Origin of the sequence: Nocardioides segetis, from assembly GCF_051390595.1 — a bacterium.
Taxonomy (GTDB): domain Bacteria; phylum Actinomycetota; class Actinomycetes; order Propionibacteriales; family Nocardioidaceae; genus Nocardioides.
In genome coordinates this window covers 275590-295091 of the sequence record NZ_JBNINR010000001.1, presented here as the reverse complement: position 1 = coordinate 295091, position 19502 = coordinate 275590, and the positions used below count along the sequence as shown (strand labels likewise).

Genomic DNA, 19502 nt, shown 5'->3' with positions numbered 1-19502 from the left:
GTCTACGTTGCGTGCATGGCTATGGACGAGCGGACGGGCACGGACGCGGCGCTGCTGGAGCGGCACCGGAACGTCATGCCGGACTGGATGACGCTGTACTACGACGAGCCGCTGGAGCTCGTGTCCGGCAAGGGCCGGCACGTGGTCGGCGGGGACGGCCGGACCTACCTGGACTTCTTCGGCGGGCTGTTGGCGACGATGGTCGGCCACGACATCGAGGAGATCGGTGAGGCGATCCGGGCGCAGAGCCATCGGATCCTGCACTCCTCGACGCTGTACCTGATCCGCTCGCAGGTCGAGCTCGCCGAGCGGATCGCCGCACGCAGCGGCATCCCGGACGCGCGGGTGTTCTTCGTGAACTCCGGCAGCGAGGCGGTCGAGGCGGCGCTGCTGCTGATGACCACGCGGCAGCGGAGCAACCAGGTCCTCGCCCTGCGCGGCAGCTACCACGGGCGCAGCTTCGGCACCGTCGCGACGACAGGCATCCGGGCCTGGTCGGCGACCTCGCTCAGCCCGCTCAACGTCACCTACGTGCACAGCGGCTACCGGTACCGGAGCCCGTTCGGCCACCTGCCCGACGACGCGTTCAACCGTGCCTGCGCCGACGAGCTGAGGACGATGATCGAGACCGCGACGAGCGGAAGCGTCGCCTGCCTGCTGGCCGAGCCGGTCCAGGGCGCGGGCGGTTTCGCCACACCGCCGCCCGGCTTCTTCCGGCTGGCGAAGGAGGTGCTGGACGAGTACGACATCCCCCTGGTCTCCGACGAGGTCCAGTCGGGGTGGGGCCGCACCGGCAAGGCCTACTTCGGGATGCACGCCCACGACGTCCGGCCGGACGCGATCACCTTCGCCAAGGGACTGGCCAACGGCCTGGCTGTCGGCGGCGTCGTCACCGATGCGCGCACGATGAACTGCCTTCAGGCGAACTCGATCTCCACCGCGGGGGGCAACCCGGTCGCGATGTCCGCTGCGCTGGCGGTCCTCGACTACATCGAGGACCACGACCTGCAGCGCAATGCCGACCTCGTCGGCGGCTACCTACGAGGCGAGTTGGAGGCGATCGCAGCCGAGAACCCGGTCGTCGGCGAGGTGCGCGGCATGGGGCTGATGCTCGGCGTCGAGCTCGTGCGTCCCGGCAGCCGTGACGTCGCGCCGGAGGCCGCGGTGGCCTGCCTGGAGATCGCCCGGCGACGCGGTCTGCTCATCGGTCGCGGCGGCCTCTACGGCAACGTCCTGCGGATCACCCCGCCGATGTCGGTCACCCGCGAGGAGGCACGGGAGGCGCTGGCGATCCTGCGCGAGAGCCTGGCCGAGCTCACGGCCGCGATGGGGGCCCCGCGCTCCTGACCCGCACCCGTCGTACCGGACGAAACGGTCGCGAATCCGGCGGATTCGCGACCGTTCTGTCCGGTACGACGCGCAGGTGCGGCTCAGACCAGAGCCGCCTCGCGCTCGGCCACGATGGTCAGCGCGATGTCGACGATCATGTCCTCCTGACCACCGACGAGTCGGCGGCGACCGCACTCCATGAGGATGTCGCGGACGTCGACGTCGTACTGCTCGGCGGCGCGCTCGGCGTGGCGCAGGAACGAGGAGTAGACGCCGGCGTAGCCGAGGGTGAGGGTCTCGCGGTCGACCCGGACCGGGCGGTCCTGGAGCGGGCGGACGATGTCGTCGGCGGCGTCCTGGAGCTTGAAGACGTCGCAGCGGTGCTCGAAGCCCATCAGGTCGGCGACCGCGATGAACGGCTCGATCGGGCAGTTGCCCGCGCCGGCGCCGTGGCCGGCGAGGGAGGCGTCGACCCGGTAGACGCCGTTCTGGACGGCGACGACGGAGTTGGCGACCGACAGCGAGAGGTTCTCGTGGGCGTGGATGCCGATCTCGGTCTCCGCGTCCAGCACGTCGCGGTAGGCCTTCACCCGGGCGACGACGTCGTCCATCGTCAACCGGCCGCCGGAGTCGGTGATGTAGACGCAGTGGGCGCCGTACGACTCCATCAGCTTGGCCTGCTGGGCCAGCGCCTCCGGGGGCGCCATGTGCGACAGCATGAGGAAGCCGGAGACGTCCATGCCGAGCTCCCGGGCGGCCGCGATGTGCTGCGCGGAGACGTCGGCCTCGGTGCAGTGGGTCGCGATCCGCACCGAGCGGACGCCCAGGTCGTAGGCGCGCTTCAGCTCGTGGACCGTGCCGACGCCGGGCAGCAGCAGCGTGGTGAGCCGGGCGTTCTTCAGCACCGACCCGGCGGCCTCGAGCCACTCCCAGTCGGTGTGCGAGCCGGGTCCGTAGTTGACCGATCCCCCGGCGAGGCCGTCGCCGTGGGCGACCTCGAGGGCGTCGACGCCGGCCTCGTCGAGGGCGACGACGATCCGCTTCACGTCGGCGGGCGAGATCCGGTGCCGGATCGCGTGCATGCCGTCGCGGAGGGTGACGTCCTGGACGAAGATCTTCGTCTTCTCGGCGGTGGTGCTCACAGTGCGGCCTCCCTGTCGTTGTCGCGAGCAGCGGCGATGCGCTCGGCGACCTGGAGGCCGGCCGAGGTCATGATGTCGAGGTTGCCGGCGTACGCCGGGAGGTAGTGGCCGGCACCGGTGACCTGGAGGAACACCGATACCTGGTGGGTGGGCCGCTCGACAGATCCGTCCGGACCGGGCTCGAGCAGCGTCTCGACCGGCTGGTCGGCCGGGATCTCGGCGACCTGGACCTTCTGGACCAGCTTGTAGCCGGGCACGTACGCCGCCACGTCGGCGACCATCTTCTCCACGCTCGCGCGGATCTCGTCGTGCACGGCGGGATCCGGCGCGTGGACGAGGGCGAAGACGGTGTCGCGCATCATCAGCGGCGGCTCGGCCGGGTTGAGGATGATGACGGCCTTGCCGCGCTTGGCGCCACCGACCTGGGCGATCGCGCCCGAGGTGGTCTCGGTGAACTCGTCGATGTTGGCGCGGGTGCCCGGGCCGGCGGACTTCGAGGAGATCGAGGCGACGATCTCGGCGTACTCCACGGGGACGACGCGCGAGATCGCGGCGACGATCGGGATCGTGGCCTGGCCGCCGCAGGTGACCATGTTGAGGTTCGGCGCGTCGAGGTGCTCGTCGATGTTGACGGCCGGGATCACGAACGGGCCGATGGCAGCGGGCGTGAGGTCGATCAGCCGCTTGCCGAGCGGGCGCAGCAGCGCGTCGTTGTGGAGGTGCGCCTTGGCCGAGGTGGCGTCGAAGACGATGTCGATGTCGGCGAACTCCGGCATCGCGATGAGGCCCTCGACGCCCTCGTGCGTCGTCGGGACGCCGAGGTCGCGCGCGCGGGCGAGGCCGTCGGAGTCCGGGTCGATGCCGACCAGGGCGCCCATCTCGACGTGCTGCGCGGTCTGCAGCACCTTGATCATCAGGTCGGTCCCGATGTTGCCGGACCCGATGATCGCCACCTTCGTCTTGGCGGCCTTGCTCATGGTCATCACTCCTTCTCGCTGAAGCTGAGGGTGACGGAGCCGAGTCCGTCGATGGTGAGCGCGACGTCGGCGCCGGGCGCGGCGGGGCGCATCGGGCCCAGGGCGCCGGAGAGCACGACCTGACCGGCGCGCAGCGGGTCGCCGAGGTCGCGGGCCTGGCGGGCCAGCCACTGCAGGGCGACCAGCGGGTCCCCGAGGGAGGCGGCGCCGGTGCCGGCCACGTCGTCCTGTCCGGTGACGGTCATCGTCATCGCGGCATCCTTGGGCACGAACGCACCGCGACCGTCGGAGCCGTCGAGGGTGCGCCGCTCGGTGCCGAGCACGTAGCCGCCGGCCGAGGCGTTGTCGGCGACGGTGTCGGCGAAGCTGATGTCCCAGTCGGCGATCCGGCTGTCGCACACCTCGATGGCGGCGACGGCGTAGTCGACGGCCGCAGCGACCTGGTCGAGGTCGAGGTCGCCCTGGGCGAGATCCTCGCGCAGCACGAACGCGATCTCGCCCTCGACCTTCGGCTGCAGCAGCCCGCTGATGTCGACGGGCGCCGAGGCGTCGTACTCCATGTCGTCGAAGAGGACGCCGAGGTCGGGGGTGTCGACGCCGAGCTGCTGCTGGACGGCGACGGAGGTCGCGCCGATCTTGCGGCCGACCACGACGGCGCCGGCCTCGAGGCGGTGGGCGTTGAGCTGCTGCTGCACGGCGTAGGCGAGGGTGATGTCGCGCTCGCCGATGAGCTCGCGGACGGGCGCGCAGGGCCGGTTCTCGACCAGGGCGGTGTGCAGGCGCTCGGCGGCGGCACCGACGGCGGAGGCCACGGCGCCGGTGTCGGCAGGGTCGAGGGTCTCGGTCATGGTGCCCACTCTCGGGCCTCGGATGACCGCCCGCCACGGCAGCGTTCCACTCACCGGTACGCTGTGGCGGTGACGGACGAGCAGGGCCTGGACACCGTGCTGGGCAAGGCGGTCGCGCTGCTGCGCGCGTTCGGCCCCGAGGACCGGCTGCTCCCCCTCGCCGAGCTGGTCCGCCGCACCGGGCTGCCCAAGGGCACGGCCCACCGGGTCGCGGGCGACCTGGTCCGGCACCGGCTGCTGGAGAAGACCGAGCACGGCTACCGGCTGGCCGGTGGGCTGTTCGAGCTGGGCATGCGCGCCGCCACCGAGCGCACGCTGCTGGAGGTCGCCATGCCGTTCCTGCAGGACCTCTACGAGCGCACCCACGAGACCGTCCACCTCGGCGTGCGCGACGGCACCGAGGTCGTCTACGTCGCCAAGATCGGCGGACACCGCCAGGCACGCAGCCCGTCGCGGACCGGCGGGCGGATGCCGATGCACTGCACCGCCCTCGGCAAGGTGCTCCTCGCCCACGCCGAGCCGTCGGTGCGGGCCGCGGTGCTGGCCGGGCCGCTCGCCCGGCGTACGCCGCACACGGTGGTGGCGCCCGGCCTGCTCGAGCAGCAGCTGGACCGGGCGCTCGAGACCGGACTCGCCTTCGAGCGCGAGGAGTCGACGCCGGGACTGCTCTGCGTCGCCGCGCCCGTGCTCCAGCCCGACGGCGCCACCGCGGTCGCGGCGGTCAGCGTCACCGGCCCGATCGGGCGGTTCCGGCCCGAGGCCCACCAGAACGCGGTCCGGGCGGCGGCCACGGCGCTCGGGAGCACCCTGGCACGCCGACCGGGCGGGTTGTAGGAGTCAGCGTCGCCGGCGGGGCGTCGGCTGTCGTCAGCGCACCGCCATCGTCAGCACCGACGGGTACTGCGGTCCCGTGTGGACCGTGACCGGCACCAGCTGGGTCACCAGGTCGGTGACCGGCGAGAGCAGGTGCGGGACGTCGAAGGCCTGGACCGCGATCCGCAGCCGGTGACCCTTCGCGATCACCGCGCCGGTCGGGAAGATCTCGACGTCGACCGGCGCGATCTCCCCGCGGGGCAGGCGGGCCTTCGCCTCCCGCGTGAACGGATGGTAGGCCTGCAGCAGCTGCCCGTCGAGGTAGCGCGAGCGCCCCTCGTCGAGCGCGCGGTGGGCGATCGTCTGCCAGCCGCCGCTGATCCGGGAGACCGTGCCGTCCGGCGCGACGTCCTCGACGGCCACCGAGAGCATCCCGTCGCCGCTCGGGGTCGAGACGTGGAGCCGGGCGTTGAGCGGCCCCTGGAGGCGCACGTCGGCGTCCAGCGGCGCGGTGTCGAAGACGACGCCGCCGAGGTCGTTGAGGCGGTTGTCCCGGAAGCAGGGCAGGTCGGGGAGCAGGGCGTTCGGGAGACCCGCGGTCCACTGGTTGGCCGAGCGGGTGCACAGTCCCGTGACGGGCAGCGGGGGTACGACGGCCGAGCCGGCCTCCGGCGTACCGGTGGTCAGGGCGCCGGCCCTCCCGCCGACCGCGGCGGAGCCGGAGAGCCGGTAGCTGCGCGCGGACAGGTCGTCGTCGATCCACTTCGCCGTGCGCACCCAGGCGCCGGAGCCCTGCTCGTAGTAGGTGAGCGGGGCGATCTGGTCGAGCCGACCGTCGATGCCGCCGAGGTACTGGTCGAACCAGCGCAGCTGCAGCTCGGCGAGCGAGCCGTACCCGGCCGCGCCGACGTCGCCGCCTCCGGAGCCCTGCAGGTGGTCCCACGGGCCGAAGATCAGCTTCGTCGGCACACCGCGCTGCTGGAGCCGCTCGAAGACGAGCGGGGTGCCGCGCTGGAAGAGGTCGAACTCACCGCCGACGAGGAAGGTCGGCACCGTGACCTTGTCGAGCACGTCGATCGGCGAGCGCTCGCGGTAGAACGGGCCGTCGAACGCCGGGTCGCCGCCGAGGAGCGCCTGGGTGGCGAGCGGGAGGGTGAAGGTGAGCCCGCCCATCAGGTGGTCGAGCGCCATCCCGACGCCCGCCTGCGGCTCCTGCAGCCCGTAGGCGGGCGGGATCATCCCGGTCGCGGTGACCAGGCCGAGCCACAACGGGATGAAGCCGACGTCGATCTGCCCGCCGGATGCGACGACGTCGCGGTAGACGTCGGCCGCCGGGACCTGCGGGAAGATCGCCTTGAGCCCCTTCGGCTGCTGCGCCGCCGCGAAGAGCTGCGAGATGCCCATGTACGACGCGCCGGTCATGCCGACCTTGCCGTTGCTCCACGGCTGGGCGGCGGCCCACTCGACGACGGCGCCGGCGTCCTTGCCCTCCCGCGCGCTGAACGCGCCCCACTGACCCTCGGAGCCGCCGGTGCCGCGCGCGTCGACGGTCAGCTGGGCGTAGCCGCGCTTGACGAGGTACGCCGGCTCGGCCCCGGACAGCACCGCGCCCGCGCCTGCGGAGAGCACCGTCTTGTTGTAGGCGGTGATGGTGACGATCACGGGCAGCGGGGTCGCGACCGGCGTGCCGTCGGCGGCGGCCGGGCGCTGCAGGTCGCCGCGGAGGACGACGCCGTCGTCCATGACGATCGGGATGTCGCGGGTGACGACCGTGGCGTCGTACTCGGCCGGGCGCGGGGTCCACGGCGCGCCTGTCGTCGGCGCGGGTGCGGCGCCACCCGGTGCGCCGGTCTGGGGGACGGCGCTCGCCTGGGCCGCCGTGCCCTTCGTCGCCTTGCCGCACTTCCTGTGCTTCTTGGCCTTCTTCGCCTTCGTGCACTTCTTCGGCTTCTGGGCGACCGGGGTGGTCGCGGCCGCCCGCTCGGCCGACGCCGCCTGCCGCGCGGCATCGGCGGCCGGCGTACCGGCGGCGTCACCGGCGATCGGCAGGACGAGGGCAGCTGCGAGTCCGGCGCTGGCGAGCGCGGCGGTGAAGCGGCGACGGCGCGCGGGGTCGATCGAGAGTCGGCGCAGGTCGAGGTCGGTCATCCGGGTCCCTCCCGTGGGTCTACCCACGGGTAACGACGCGACCGTGGTGTCGGTCACGCCGACCTCGGCAGGTCCGTCCCGGCGGCCCCGTGGCGAGGACGGACCGGTCCTCAGAAGAGGAAGCGGGCGTAGCCCCGCCGCGCCGCGCCGGCCACCCGGGTGAAGTCGCCACCGACCGAGAGGGCGTCGACGGCTCCGGGCAGGGGACCGTCGCGGGTCAGCCCGAGGGCCCACACCCCGTAGGTGCCGTTGGCGCCGGGGTCCCACGCGGTCGGCGTACCGTCGGCGGCGAGGAACGAACCGATGTGGAGGCGGTTGAGCTTCGCCTCGGGGAATCCGGAGAAGTGGCCGCCGACGTAGACCTCGTCGGCTGTGGCGAGGATGGCCTGGACGTCGCCCGAGGTCCGCACGCGGTACCGCGGCAGGTCGCTGAGCGTCGGGTCGTAGGCCCACGTCCGGTTGTTCGTCGTGCCGAAGAAGAGCCGGCCGGTCGGCGACACGTCGAGCGAGATCGCCACCCCGCCCTCCGTGGGCGCGAACGACGTCGTCGCGCCCGCGGTCGTCAGCTCCGCCGCGCCGGGGCGGGGCTGCCCGCCCACGGTGGTGAACGAGCCGCCGGCGTACAGCCGCGAGCCGTCGTCGGTGAGCCCGAGCGCCCGCACCGTGTTGTTGGGCTGGGGCGCGAACGCGGGGTCGACGGCGCCCGTCGCCTGGTCGAGCGCCGCGAGCCGGGCGATCGCGCGGCCACCGATCCGGCTGAAGCTGCCGCCGACGTAGAGGCGACCGGCCCGGTCCGCGGCGAGGGCCCGGACCGTGTTGTTCGACGTCGTCGTCGACCACCCGGCGACGAGCGCGCCGGTGTCCGCGGTGACCGCGGCGAGCCGGCGTGCTTGACCGTTGACCGTCGTGAACGTGCCGCCGACGTACACCTTGCTGCCGTCCGCGGACGCCGCGAGGGCGTACACGATGCCGTCGGTGGACGGGGTCCAGGACGGATCGAGCGAGCCGTCCGCGCGCACCGCGGCCAGGTTCGCCCGCCCGACGCCGTTGACGGCGGTGAAGGACCCCCCGAGGTAGGTCAGGTCGCCGATCTGCGCGATCGCGTAGACCACGCCGACGACGGTGCACCGCGCCGCCGCCTCGTCGTAGACCACGCAGTCGACCTTCGCGGTCGGCGCCGTCGTCGGCGACGGGCTCGCCTGGGCGACGGCCGCGAGCGCCGTCGTCACCAGGACCACCATCGCGATGCCCATGCCACGCAACCGTCGCCTCATGAACCCTCCCCCGGTCCGCCGGCCGCCGGTACGGCCGCTGTCGCGACGCTAGGCCAGGACGTCGGGTCCGGCGTCACCGCAATTGGGGTAGTTCGGCGGCGCGCGGAGGATGCTCCTGCCGTGTCAGGCAGGCACGAGCGAGACGTCCCCGGAGACCGTGCTGGCGCGCAGCTCCACGTGGTCGGCGCCGGACCCGGGCGGACCGACCGGCGGCAGCGTGGAGCTGACCCGACCGGTCACCGTGGTGACGTCGGTCCACACCGGCGTCCCGACCGGGATGCCGACGTGCACCCGGGTCGAGGCGCCCTTGACGTGGATGCGACCGCGGCGCGCCGTACGCACGACCACGTCGCCGGACCCGGTCTTGCTCGTGAGGTCGGCGCGGCTCTCCCCGACCTCGAGGTCCCCGGAGCCGGTCTTGACGACGACGGTGCCGAGCACCTGGCCCAGGCACACGTCACCGGACCCGGTGGACACGGTGGCGGACCGTTCGATCCGGCCGAGGTCGACCGCGCCGGAACCGGTGCGGACCCGTACGTCGCCCGCCACCTCCGCGACGGTGACGTCGCCGGAGCCCGTGGCGACGACGACGGTCGTCGCCTGGTCGAGGGTCACCGCACCCGACCCACTCTTGACCCGCACGGTCATCAGCCGGCCGCCGGCGGTCACGGCGGCACTGCCGCTGCGCGCGTCGAGGTCGCTGTCGAGCGGTACGACGACCTCGATGTGCAGCTCGTCGCCGCCGCCGAAGATGCCCCCGCGGGGCTTGGGCGCGCGGATGTCGACCCGGCGGCCGTCCTGGACCACCCGCACCTCGGCGGCGCGGGGGCCGCTGAGCGTAACGTCGGTGGTCGCCTGGTCGGCGGCGCGCACGCTGATCCGGCCGCGGCCGTTCTCGACGAGAAGCTTGACCGGGCCGGGGGTGTCGAGGATCTGGCGCAGTGGTTCGTGGGTGGTCATCGGGTTCTCCTGGCGGGCTGCTGGTGGCTGCGTGGCTGCTTGTGGCTGCCTGTGGCTGCTTGGTGGGCTGCTGGCGGGTGGTCGCGGACGGGTGACGGGGACGGGCCGTCAGAGCCAGCCGGTCATCCGGCGGTCGGCACCGGGCGGCGTACCGAAGGGGAAGTCGGCGCCGAACGGCCGACTGGACAGGTCGACGTCGACGCGGATCGCCCGCTCGCTGGTCGCCGCGCGGATCACGCTGACCAGCCAGGTGTTGAGCGACTGGCCGGCCCGGGCGGCCGCGTCGTCGGCCCGCGCCTTGAGCGACTCGGGCAGCCGCAGGCTCACCCGCGCCTGCCCCTCGTCCTCGACCGGCATCTCGGCGGGCACCGGTCCGGTGACCTGGTGCGGCGACGCGGTCTCCTCCGCGACGCCCGGGGTGACGACGAAGTCGAGGTCGCGACCGTCGAGCCGCACGTCCACGCCGCCCGCCGGCATCGCCGCGGTGATCTCGCTCGCCGCCTGGCCGACCGCCTCCATCACCGCGAGCCGCACAGCCGGGTCCAGCGCGTATCCCAGCCGCTCGGCGACCTCGCGCGCCTGCGGCCCGGCACTCTCGGCCGCCGCCAGGAGGTCCCGACGGAGGCTGTCGACGTACGGAGTGATGTCCATGCGCACCAGAGTGACATCATGATGACGTCATTTCAAGTCATCCTGATGTCACGGTCGCCGACCCGGCTCAGTCTGAACCCGAGAAACCCGCCGACCCGGCGCGTTTGAACGCGCCGGGTCGGCGTGGGGTGGATCAGCCTGCGTCGGGTGGGCGTCAGCCCAGGCCGAGCAGCTCGGTGGAGCGCTCGCGCATCTCGACCTTGCGGATCTTGCCGGTCACGGTCATCGGGAAGTCCTCGACCAGCAGGACGTAGCGCGGGATCTTGTAGTGGGCGAGCTTGCCGGTCGCGAACGCGCGCACGGCGTCGGCGTCGAGGGGGTCGGCGCCGGCCCGGAGCCGGATCCAGGCACACAGCTCCTCGCCGTACTTCTCGTCGGGGACGCCGACGACCTGGACGTCCTCGACGTCGGGATGCGTGTAGAGGAACTCCTCGATCTCGCGGGGGTAGATGTTCTCGCCGCCGCGGATGACCATGTCCTTGATCCGGCCGACGATGTTGGCGTAGCCGTCCTCGCGCATGACGGCGAGGTCGCCGGTGTGCATCCAGCCGTCGGCGTCGATCGCCTCGGCGGTCTTCGCCGGGTCGTCCCAGTAGCCGAGCATCACGGAGTAGCCGCGCGTGCAGAACTCGCCCGGCTCGCCCCGCGGCACGGTCTCGCCCGTCGCCGGGTCGACGATGCGGATCTCGACGTGCGGCGCGGCGCGCCCGATCGTGGAGGTACGCCGGTCGAGGTCGTCGTCCGCCCGGGTCTGGCAGCTCACCGGGCTGGTCTCGGTCATGCCGTAGGCGATGGACACCTCCGCCATGTGCATGTCGTTGATGCAGCGCTTCATCACCTCCACCGGGCAGATGGAGCCGGCCATGATGCCGGTGCGGAGGGTGGCGAGGTCGTAGTCGGCGAAGTCGGGGGCGTTCTGCATGGCGATGAACATGGTCGGTACGCCGTAGACCGCGGTGCAGCGCTCGTCCTGGACCGTGCGCAGGGTGATCGACGGGTCGAAGCCGGGAGCCGGGATCACCATGGTCGCGCCGTGGGTCACGCAGCCCAGGTTGGCCATCACCATCCCGAAGCAGTGGTAGAAGGGCACCGGGATGCAGAGTCGGTCCTGCTCGGTGAAGTTGATCAGCTCGGTGACGAAGTAGCCGTTGTTGAGGATGTTGCGGTGGCTGAGGGTCGCGCCCTTCGGGAAGCCCGTGGTGCCGCTGGTGTACTGGATGTTGATCGGGTCGTCGGGCGTCAGGTCGCGCTGCCGCTCGGTCAGCGCGTCCGCGGGCAGGTCGCGGCCGGCATCGACCAGGCGCTGCCAGTCGTCGCTGTCGACGTACAGCGTCCGCTCCAGGCCGGGGACCTCGCCCTTGGCCGTGACCTCCTCGACCATGCCCCGGTAGTCGCTGGTCTTGAAGCTGGTCGCGGCGAGCAGCAGCCGCAGGCCGGACTGGTTGACGGCGTAGGCGAACTCATGGGTGCGGTAGGACGGGTTGACGTTGACCAGGATCGCGCCCGCCTTGGCCGCGGCGAACTGGATGATGGTCCACTCCGCGCAGTTCGGTGCCCACATCCCGACCCGGTCGCCCTTCGCGATGCCGAGGCCGATCAGGCCGCGCGCCGCCTCGTCGACCGCGTGGTCGAACTCGCGCCAGGTCCACCGGCGTCCGCTCGCCACCTCGACCAGTGCCTCACGGTCGGGCCACTGCGCGACGGTGCGCTCGAGGTTGGCACCGATGGTCTCGTCCAGCAGGGGCGTGGTGGTCTCGCCGGCGGCGTACGACTCCGTCATGACCCCATGGTGACGCCCCGGTGAGCGCCATCACACCCCTCGAAAGGGGGTACGTCGGCGCGGACCCCGTCTGCCCTGTCCACAGCCTCGGGGTCCCGGGGTGCGACGCCGGGCTGACCGGGGAATCCGTCGACCATGTCCCCGCTCGAACCCGACCTGCCCGCGTCCCTGCTCGCACTGATCGAACTCCAGGCCGGCGTGGTCGCGCGCCGCCAGGCGATCGCCAGTGGCCTGGCCCGCCATGACGTCGAGCGGATGCTCCGCCGGCGGGTCTGGTCCGCGGTCCATCCCTCGGTGTACGTCGACCACACCGGAGCCCTCACCTGGCAGCAGCGCGCCTGGTCCGCCGTACTCGCGTGCTGGCCGGCGGCGTTGGAGGGCCGGTCCGCGATCCGGGCGCACGAGGGACCCGGCCGGCGCGGCATCGAGGACCGGCCGATCGAGGTCATCGTCGCCCGGGAGCGGAGGATCCGGGCGCCGTCCGGGGTCGTCGTCCATCGCTCGGCCCACTTCGACACCGCGGTCCGGTGGAACCTGTCCCCGCCGCGCCTTCGGTACGACGACGCGGTGCTCCGGGTGGCGGACGGGACCGCCCGCGAGCTCGATGCGATCGCCACCCTCGCCGACGCCTGCGGCGCCCGGCGCACGACCGCCGCCCGCCTGCGCGAGCGCCTCGACCAACTGCCCCGACTGCACCGACGCGCCTGGCTCGCCCGCATCCTCGACGACATCGCGCAGGGCACCTGCTCGGTCCTGGAGCACGGCTATCTCACCCTGGTCGAGCGGCCCCACGGCCTCCCGAGCGGTGAGCGCCAGGTCGCTGCGGTCTCCGGGGACCAGCGGCCCATGCTGCGCGACGTCGTCTATCGCGATCGCCGGCGGACCTGGACGCAGATCGTCGAGCTCGACGGTCGCCTGGGCCACGACGGCACCGGCGCCCGCGACCGAGACCTCGAGCGCGACCTCGACGCCGCTCTCGACCGGGAGCACACCGTGCGCCTCGGCTACGGCCAGGTGTTCGAGCGTGGCTGCGCGACCGCGGTCAAGGTGGCCCGCCTGCTCCAGGTCCGCGGCTGGCCGGGGGCCGGGCACCCCTGTCCGCGCTGCGCGTGACCGCCGCGACCGCCGCGGAGAGGCGAAGTGTGGAGCGCGGTGCGCGGGATCGCGGCACCACACTCCACACTTCGGCAGCTCAGAGGTCGAAGAGGGACTCCGCGGCGTTGATGTCGGCGTCCGTGCGGGGCTGGTGGGCCTCGCCGGAGGACGACGCCGGGGCCGCTGAGGGCGCGGGGGCGGCCGGTGCCGCGGGCGCCGCCTCGGACTCGGAGTCGGCCGCGGGGGCCGCCTCGGACTCGGAGTCGGCCGCGACCTCCGGCTCGACCTCCGGCTCGACCGCCGGCTCGGGGGCCGGCTCCGGCTCGGCGGCGATCTCCGGCTCCGGAGTCGGCGCGGGCGCCGGGGCCGCCGGGGCCGCCGGGGCGGCGATGTCGAACAGCGAGCCCATCGCGTTGATGTCGACGTCGGTCGCCGGCGCGCCGGCGTCGGCGGTGGTCGAGCCGGCCGTGGTCGCGGCGGGCGGCGCGGGCGCCTCCTCGTCGGTGGCGGCCTCCTCGACGCGGGCGTCCGCCTCCACCGGCTCGGTCTCGACCGGCCCGGGCGCGGGTGCCGTGGTGGCTGCGGGCGCCGCGGGCTCGGGCGCGGCGATGTCGAAGAGCGAGCCGCCGGCGTTCAGGTCGACGCCCGGGGCTGCAGGCGCCTCCGGCTCGTCAGGTGCCGCGGCGGCGACCCCGCCCTCGACCTCGGCCTCGACGACCTGCTCCTCGAGCGGCTTCGGGGCCGGCGGCTTCGCGGCGGCCGGCTCCTCGGCCGGGGCGGCGATGTCGAACAGGGAGCCGCCGGCACCGAGATCCGTCGTGGGCGCGGGAGCAGCCGCGGGCTTCTCCTCGGCCGCGGGCTCCTCGGCCGCGGGCTTCTCGGCCGCGGGCTTCTCGGCCGCGGGCTTCTCGGCCGGGGAGGCCGGAGCCGGCGTGTCGAACAGCGAACCGCCCTCGTCGAACAGCGAGCCACCGCCCGCGGGAGCGGCCGGCTTCTCCTCGGCCGGAGCGGCCGGAGCGGCCGGAGCGGCCGGAGCGGCCGGAGCAGCCGGAGCAGCCGGAGCGGCCGGGGTGTCGAAGAGCGACCCCGCGTCGTCGAACAGCGAGCCGCCCTCGGCCGACGCGGCCTTGGCCTCGGGAGCGGCCGGAGCAGCAGGGGCCGGGGTGTCGAACATCGAGCCCGGGTCGTCGAACATCGACGAGCCGCCCGAGGCCTTCGCGGCGGGCCCGACGTCCTCGGTGTCGACGACCGTGTCCTCGGTGATGGTGACGTCGCCCGCCTCCGGTTCGGCCTTCGTCTCGACCGACCGCTTCGCCTCCGCCGGAGCCGCGGCAGCAGCGGCAGCAGCAGCGGGAGCCGCGGCCTTGGGCTGCAGCGGCGCGCCCTCGCCGGGCAGCAGCTTGGTCGCCTGCTCCCCCTTGACCGAGGCGAGCAGCATCTGCGCCACGTCGAGGACCTCGACCTCCTCGCGGGCCTCGCCGTCGGCCTGCATCTTGGTCAGGCCGTCGGAGAGCATCACCCGGCAGAAGGGGCAGCCCACGGCGACCTGGTCGGCACCGGTGCCGACCGCCTCGGCGGTGCGGTTCAGGTTGATCCGCTCACCGATGGTCTCCTCCATCCACATCCGGGCGCCACCGGCACCGCAGCAGAAGGACCGCTCCGCCGAGCGCTCCATCTCGGCGAACTCGGCGCCGGGCAGGATCTGCAGCAGGTCGCGCGGCGGCGTGTAGACCTGGTTGTGCCGACCGAGGAAGCACGGGTCGTGGTAGGTGATCTTGCGGTTGTGCGCGCCGGCGCCCGACGCCACCGGGGTCAGCTTGCCCTCGCGCACGAGCCGGTTGAGCAGCTGGGTGTGGTGGATGACCTCGAGCTCGAGACCGAGCTGGCGGTACTCGTTCTTGAGGGTGTTCATGCAGTGCGGGCAGGTCGAGACGACCTTCTTCGCCTTGGCGTCGGTGAGCGTCTCGATGTTCTGCTGGGCCAGGCCCTGGAAGACGAACTCGTTGCCGGCGCGCCGCGCGGAGTCGCCGGTGCAGGTCTCGCCGTTGCCGAGGACGCCGAAGGAGACGCCCGCGAGGTCGAGCAGCTCGGCCACGGCGCGGGTGGTCTTCTTGGCGCGGTCCTCGTAGGCGCCGGCACAGCCGACCCAGAACAGCCAGTCGACCTCGTCGAGCGACTCGATCGAGTCACCGACGACCTTGACGTCGAAGGGCAGGTCCTTGGCCCAGTCCAGGCGCGCCGTGGGCGACATGTTCCACGGGTTGCCCTTGTTCTCCAGGCCCTTGAAGAGGCCGTTGAGCTCGGAGGGGAAGTTGGACTCGACGAGCACCTGGTAGCGGCGCATGTCGACGAAGTGGTCGACGTGCTCGATGTCGACGGGGCACTGCTGGACGCAGGCGCCGCAGTTGGTGCAGGCCCACAGCGCGTCCTCGTCGACGACGAAGTCGCCGCCCTCGGGCATGTAGAACCAGTCGTCGACGCCCTCGCTCTGGTCGCGTCCCGCGGACCCGACCAGCGCGCGCTGCTCGGCACCGCCGGCGACGGCGTACGCCTCCTCGCGCATCGCCATCATCATCAGCTTCGGGGACAGCGGCTTCTCGGTGTTCCACGCGGGGCACTGCGACTGGCAGCGACCGCACTCGGTGCAGGTCGTGAAGTCGAGGATGTCCTTCCAGGAGAAGTCCCAGATGGAGCCGGCGCCGAGCATCGCGTCCTCGTCGAGGTCGTCGACGTCGTCGAGCGTGATCGGCTTGCCCCCGGACGTGAGCGGCTTGACCGCGCCCAGCGCCGTCCGGCCGTCGTCCTCCCGCTTGAACCAGATGTTGAACCAGGCCGTGAACCGGTGCCAGGCGACACCCATCGTGAGGTGGGTCGAGATCACCATCAGCCAGACCATCGCGGAGACGATCTTGATCATCGCGATGAAGAAGATCGCGTTCTCGAGCGTGCCGATGGAGTCGTGGCCGGTCGGGAAAAGGTGGGCGAAGAACTGCGAGACCGGGAAGTGGAAGGCGTCGGCGTGCTCGGCGGCCTCGCCGCCGTGGGCCTTCGCGAGGTTGTACTCGGCGCCGCGGATGAACAGGATCGCGGAGCTCTCGAGGAGCACCATGGCCTCGACGAAGTACGCCTGCCACATCGTCGAGCCGAAGAACCGGCTGCGACGGCCGAGCTGGGAGGGCTTGTGGGTGACCCGGTAGACGATCAGCGGGATGATCGCGATCGTGCCGAGCAGGCCGAGCAGCTCGGCGAGCCACTCGTAGACCCACCACTTGCCGATGACCGGGATCGTGAACTCGGGGTCGAAGAGCTGGATGTACGCCGCCGCCACCGCCGTGGAGAGGGCGATGAAGGCCGCGAAGGCGAACCAGTGCAGGATGCCGACCCAGGTCCACTGCAGCATGCGCGTGTGACCGAAGGTCTCCTTGATCATCGTCAGCGTGCGCCCCGCCGGGTTGCCGGTGCGGCCGGGCGCCGGCTGACCGCGCTTGATCACGCCGAGCATCGCGACGACAGCACGCGCGGTCAGCGCGACCGCGGCGACCGTGACGGCCAAGGAGACGACGATCGCAACGATCTGCATGGTGTCCAACAGCTCCTCATCCGGAAGGGGAGTCAAGGCGCGCGCACAGGAGTGCGCCCGACGAGCCTAGTGCCGAGAGGCGGGGCCGAGCGCGATAGGCAAGCCTTACCCACGTGCACGAGGCGCAGCGGGCACCGGGATGCTACCGACTGGTAGCCGCCCGGTGCCGTGATCCGCGCCTCACCGCCGGAATCTCACCTTCTTGACGGTGCCGCCGGGGCGGAGCTTCACCACGACCCGCACCATGGCCTTCTTCTTGGCCGCCTTGCCGCTCTTCTTCGCCTTCGCCTTCTTCGCCTGGGCGCAGAAGGTGAACTTCGTGTCGAGGCGCAGGTAGGGCTGGCCGACCCTCGCGATCACCTGGTCGGTCGTCATCCGCTTGCGGACCATCCGCTTGCCGAGCTTCTTGGCCTTGGCCAGCGACATCCGCAGGCCGGGGTTGCGGCAGGAGTCGGGGCGCACGCCGTACGCCCGCTCCCACATCTGCAGGTACGCCTCCGCGCCGCGCGCCATGTCGTCGACGATCTTCGCCCCGTCGCCGCGCCGCTGCGCCTCCGCGACCTGACGCAGGTCCTCGACCCAGTCGGGGTAGAGCCCGTACTGGGCGACGCCGTCGGTGTTGATGTCCCACACCCGCTCGCCCGCGCGCTGGCGGTCGACCGTGACCCCGCCGAGGCCCGTGAAGGGATAGCGCACCGGGTTGGGTACGTCGGCGCCGCGCGGGTTGCCCTGGGCACCGAGGCCGTTGATGTCGGCACCGAACCCGAAGCCGAAGTAGTAGCGGGGATCGGCCCAGCCGAGGTGACGGCGCCACTTCTCGACGAAGCCGGTCGAGTCGCCGGCGTACGGGGTGATGAAGCCGCCCGCGCGGTAGATCCGCGGGTAGGTGTCCGGCGTCGACCAGGAGTGGCTGGAGATGACGCCGGCGTACCTCAGCTCCTCGATGACGTCCATCGAGGCGGCGCGGGCCTTCACGGAGAGGTGGTCGGGGTCGAACACCATCTTGCGCTGGGCCAGGCCCTTGATGGTGTGCACGCCGAGCTCGGTGAGGCCGCGCCGGTTGCAGTGCGCGGGCTGGGGGTAGAGCGGCAGCGCCGGGAGGATGCCGAGCACCTGGCCGAGCGCCCCGAACAGCGCGTCCTGCTGCCCCGCGCTGATGTCGGGGAGGGTGATCTGCGGGTTGTCGGCCGACTCGCCGTCGGCGGGCTCGCAGTGCTCCATCGCCCAGAAGGTGCCGGTCTCGAGGAAGTTCGCGGCGTTGACCAGCGGCCCGATGGCGCCGGCGTCGCCGGCCACCCCGGCGAGCGCGTTGTCGAACTTGTTGACCAGCTCCATCTGGCGCACGCCGAGCGCCTGCATCTCGTCGAGGTTCGCGTCGATCTCCGCCTTGCTGCAGGCGGGGAGGTCGCGGCCGAGCAGCGTCTTGTAGGTGCACCCGAACGGGATCGAGGTCTCGATCCCCATGACGACCGCCATCTTGCCGGCGTTGATCACCCGACGGGCCTCGAACGGGTCCTTCACGATCCGGTAGAAGCCCTTGCCCGGACCTCCGAACTGGGCGTCGATGTAGTCCTGCATGACGTACATGTCCTTGGCCTGCAGCCGGATCGACGTCATGTCGTCACAGGAGTTCCGCTTGAGGGGATAGAGCTGGCAGAGCTTGTTGTTCTCGACGAGCAGGTTGACGAAGAGCCGCTGCCCGCCCCGCCAGGCCCGCTCCAGCCACCGGTAGTAGGTGCCCTCGTGGGTCAGCGACTCGGGCGCCGGCCAGTCCTTGAAGGTCGGCCAGCCGACCGGGTCGTGCGACGGCTTGCCGGACAGCACCGACTCGAGCAGCGCGCCCTTGCCGCCGGTGAGCCGGTGGTCGGCACAGTCCTGCAGGGCGTACGGCGCGCCGTACTCGTGCCACGGGCGGCCGCAGTGCACCTTGCCGCCGAGGAACTCGAAGGCCATGCCGTGGGTGTGCGCGTCCACGAACCCCCGGACCTCCTGGTACGCCGCGGCGCCGCCGAAGGGCTCGCCGCTCACGTTGACGTCGGCCTCGGGGTAGTCCGGACAGCCGCCGACGAGCCGCAGCCGAAAGGGGGTCCCGGCCGGCCCGGTCGTGAGGGTGTCGCCCTGCGCGACGAGCGCGCCGGCGCCCTCGATCGCGAACGTGTAGCCGCCGGGGCCGCCGGAGACCGTCCAGTCCGCCGCGGGGCTCGGCTTCGCGATGCCCACGGACCCGTTGCCGTTGCGGCTCAGCTCACCCTGCGCCGTGTGCAGCAGGTAGCCCCCGAGCCGGGTGGCCTTGAAGTAATAGGGGCCGAACGAGCCTCCGCCACCGCTGAGCGCGTAGCAGCCGCCCGCCATCGCGAACCGGTCGGCGGGCTCCGGGGCGCGGGCCGGATAGGCGGCGGTCGGGACGAGCCTCGGGTCCGGCAGCGCCCGCTCGCTGTCGACGTACGACGCGGCTGCCGTGCGCTGTGCCGCGGTGGTCGGGTCGATCGCGGTGGCGGCGTCGGAGCCGACGGCCAGGCCGCGGGCGACGTCGTTCTTGGTCGCCGGGTCGTTGTGGTCGTGCGGCGCCAGCAGTGCGTCGTCGTGGGGGACGCCGAGGTCGGACTTGCGCTGCTCGGAGGCCGCGGCGAGCGACAGCGTGCCGTCCTCCCCCGGCCCTCGGGCACCGGTGTCCGCTGCCGGGACCGCCAGGGCCACCCCCACCACCGACAGCGCCACCAGCGTCGCCAGGCCGACCCGCTGCCACCCCTGCGTGGGCTCGACGTGTGCTTCGACCACCACTTCACCTCCCGCGATTCCGGGCGCACGACAGTGACCCCGGTCACCTCGTCCAACGACGGCAGCGGTCCCGGGTGACGGCGAATGTGAATCGCTGTCACGTTCGGGCAGGCGTCATGATGCGTCC

The 19502-nt window shown here is 72.5% G+C and carries 13 protein-coding genes; 3 read left to right on the top strand and 10 right to left on the bottom strand.

The window, feature by feature from the left end; all coding sequences use genetic code 11:
* Positions 1 to 15: 15 nt before the first annotated feature.
* Complete coding sequence (locus ACPZVR_RS01255) at positions 16 to 1347, top strand: aspartate aminotransferase family protein (RefSeq protein WP_436697750.1); 1332 nt, start codon at positions 16 to 18, stop codon at positions 1345 to 1347.
* A gap of 83 nt (positions 1348 to 1430) precedes the next feature.
* Here the strand turns inward: ACPZVR_RS01255 and dmpG are convergent, their stop codons facing one another.
* From dmpG to ACPZVR_RS01240, 3 genes are read right to left on the bottom strand one after another with little or no spacing between them, the layout of a single operon-like run.
* Positions 1431 to 2471, bottom strand: coding sequence for a 4-hydroxy-2-oxovalerate aldolase (gene dmpG, locus ACPZVR_RS01250; protein ID WP_436697749.1), 1041 nt, complete (start codon positions 2469 to 2471; stop codon positions 1431 to 1433).
* The gene (locus tag ACPZVR_RS01245; RefSeq protein WP_436697748.1) at positions 2468 to 3448 is read right to left on the bottom strand and encodes an acetaldehyde dehydrogenase (acetylating); all 981 of its coding nucleotides are present in this window, start codon (positions 3446 to 3448) and stop codon (positions 2468 to 2470) included. Before ACPZVR_RS01245 ends, dmpG begins: the two co-directional genes overlap by 4 nt.
* Positions 3449 to 3453: 5 nt before the next feature.
* Positions 3454 to 4296 (bottom strand): 2-keto-4-pentenoate hydratase, encoded by an 843-nt coding sequence (locus ACPZVR_RS01240; protein ID WP_436697747.1) that lies wholly within the window; start codon positions 4294 to 4296, stop codon positions 3454 to 3456.
* Positions 4297 to 4365: 69 nt separating this feature from the next.
* Between ACPZVR_RS01240 and ACPZVR_RS01235 the strand changes: the two genes are divergently transcribed.
* Positions 4366 to 5130, top strand: coding sequence for an IclR family transcriptional regulator (locus ACPZVR_RS01235; RefSeq protein WP_436697746.1), 765 nt, complete (start codon positions 4366 to 4368; stop codon positions 5128 to 5130).
* A gap of 33 nt (positions 5131 to 5163) precedes the next feature.
* Here ACPZVR_RS01235 and ACPZVR_RS01230 read toward each other — a convergent pair whose 3' ends face one another.
* The 5 genes from ACPZVR_RS01230 to ACPZVR_RS01210 form a co-directional block, all read right to left on the bottom strand.
* On the bottom strand, positions 5164 to 7257 hold the full coding sequence (locus tag ACPZVR_RS01230; protein ID WP_436697745.1) for a CocE/NonD family hydrolase: 2094 nt from the start codon (positions 7255 to 7257) through the stop codon (positions 5164 to 5166).
* Positions 7258 to 7367: 110 nt separating this feature from the next.
* Positions 7368 to 8510 (bottom strand): delta-60 repeat domain-containing protein, encoded by a 1143-nt coding sequence (locus ACPZVR_RS01225; RefSeq protein WP_436697744.1) that lies wholly within the window; start codon positions 8508 to 8510, stop codon positions 7368 to 7370.
* 144 nt (positions 8511 to 8654) lie between these two features.
* Positions 8655 to 9491 carry a DUF4097 family beta strand repeat-containing protein gene (locus tag ACPZVR_RS01220; RefSeq protein WP_436697743.1) on the bottom strand — a complete coding sequence of 279 codons (837 nt, stop codon included), beginning with the start codon at positions 9489 to 9491 and terminating at the stop codon, positions 8655 to 8657.
* Positions 9492 to 9599: 108 nt separating this feature from the next.
* Positions 9600 to 10142 carry a toxin-antitoxin system HicB family antitoxin gene (locus ACPZVR_RS01215; RefSeq protein ID WP_436697742.1) on the bottom strand — a complete coding sequence of 181 codons (543 nt, stop codon included), beginning with the start codon at positions 10140 to 10142 and terminating at the stop codon, positions 9600 to 9602.
* Positions 10143 to 10296: 154 nt separating this feature from the next.
* Positions 10297 to 11922, bottom strand: coding sequence for an AMP-binding protein (locus tag ACPZVR_RS01210; RefSeq protein WP_436697741.1), 1626 nt, complete (start codon positions 11920 to 11922; stop codon positions 10297 to 10299).
* A 135-nt stretch (positions 11923 to 12057) separates the two neighbouring features.
* On the opposite strand from ACPZVR_RS01210, the gene ACPZVR_RS01205 reads away from it, so the two are divergent.
* Positions 12058 to 13035 carry a hypothetical protein gene (locus tag ACPZVR_RS01205; RefSeq protein ID WP_436697740.1) on the top strand — a complete coding sequence of 326 codons (978 nt, stop codon included), beginning with the start codon at positions 12058 to 12060 and terminating at the stop codon, positions 13033 to 13035.
* 79 nt (positions 13036 to 13114) lie between these two features.
* Here ACPZVR_RS01205 and ACPZVR_RS01200 read toward each other — a convergent pair whose 3' ends face one another.
* Both ACPZVR_RS01200 and ACPZVR_RS01195 read right to left on the bottom strand, forming a co-directional pair.
* Positions 13115 to 16597 carry a (Fe-S)-binding protein gene (locus ACPZVR_RS01200; RefSeq protein WP_436697739.1) on the bottom strand — a complete coding sequence of 1161 codons (3483 nt, stop codon included), beginning with the start codon at positions 16595 to 16597 and terminating at the stop codon, positions 13115 to 13117.
* A 180-nt stretch (positions 16598 to 16777) separates the two neighbouring features.
* On the bottom strand, positions 16778 to 19375 hold the full coding sequence (locus ACPZVR_RS01195; RefSeq protein ID WP_436697738.1) for an amidohydrolase family protein: 2598 nt from the start codon (positions 19373 to 19375) through the stop codon (positions 16778 to 16780).
* Positions 19376 to 19502 lie beyond the last annotated feature (127 nt).

Bases quoted from the DNA above. Each gene is read 5' to 3' on its own strand.
- ACPZVR_RS01255 (WP_436697750.1), top strand. From the start codon at position 16: ATGGCTATGGACGAGCGGACGGGCACGGACGCGGCGCTGCTGGAGCGG.
- ACPZVR_RS01245 (WP_436697748.1), bottom strand. From the start codon at position 3,448: ATGAGCAAGGCCGCCAAGACGAAGGTGGCGATCATCGGGTCCGGCAAC.
- ACPZVR_RS01240 (WP_436697747.1), bottom strand. From the start codon at position 4,296: ATGACCGAGACCCTCGACCCTGCCGACACCGGCGCCGTGGCCTCCGCC.
- ACPZVR_RS01230 (WP_436697745.1), bottom strand. From the start codon at position 7,257: ATGACCGACCTCGACCTGCGCCGACTCTCGATCGACCCCGCGCGCCGT.
- ACPZVR_RS01225 (WP_436697744.1), bottom strand. From the start codon at position 8,510: ATGGGCATCGCGATGGTGGTCCTGGTGACGACGGCGCTCGCGGCCGTC.
- ACPZVR_RS01220 (WP_436697743.1), bottom strand. From the start codon at position 9,491: ATGACCACCCACGAACCACTGCGCCAGATCCTCGACACCCCCGGCCCG.
- ACPZVR_RS01215 (WP_436697742.1), bottom strand. From the start codon at position 10,142: ATGGACATCACTCCGTACGTCGACAGCCTCCGTCGGGACCTCCTGGCG.
- ACPZVR_RS01210 (WP_436697741.1), bottom strand. From the start codon at position 11,922: ATGACGGAGTCGTACGCCGCCGGCGAGACCACCACGCCCCTGCTGGAC.
- ACPZVR_RS01205 (WP_436697740.1), top strand. From the start codon at position 12,058: ATGTCCCCGCTCGAACCCGACCTGCCCGCGTCCCTGCTCGCACTGATC.
- ACPZVR_RS01200 (WP_436697739.1), bottom strand. From the start codon at position 16,597: ATGCAGATCGTTGCGATCGTCGTCTCCTTGGCCGTCACGGTCGCCGCG.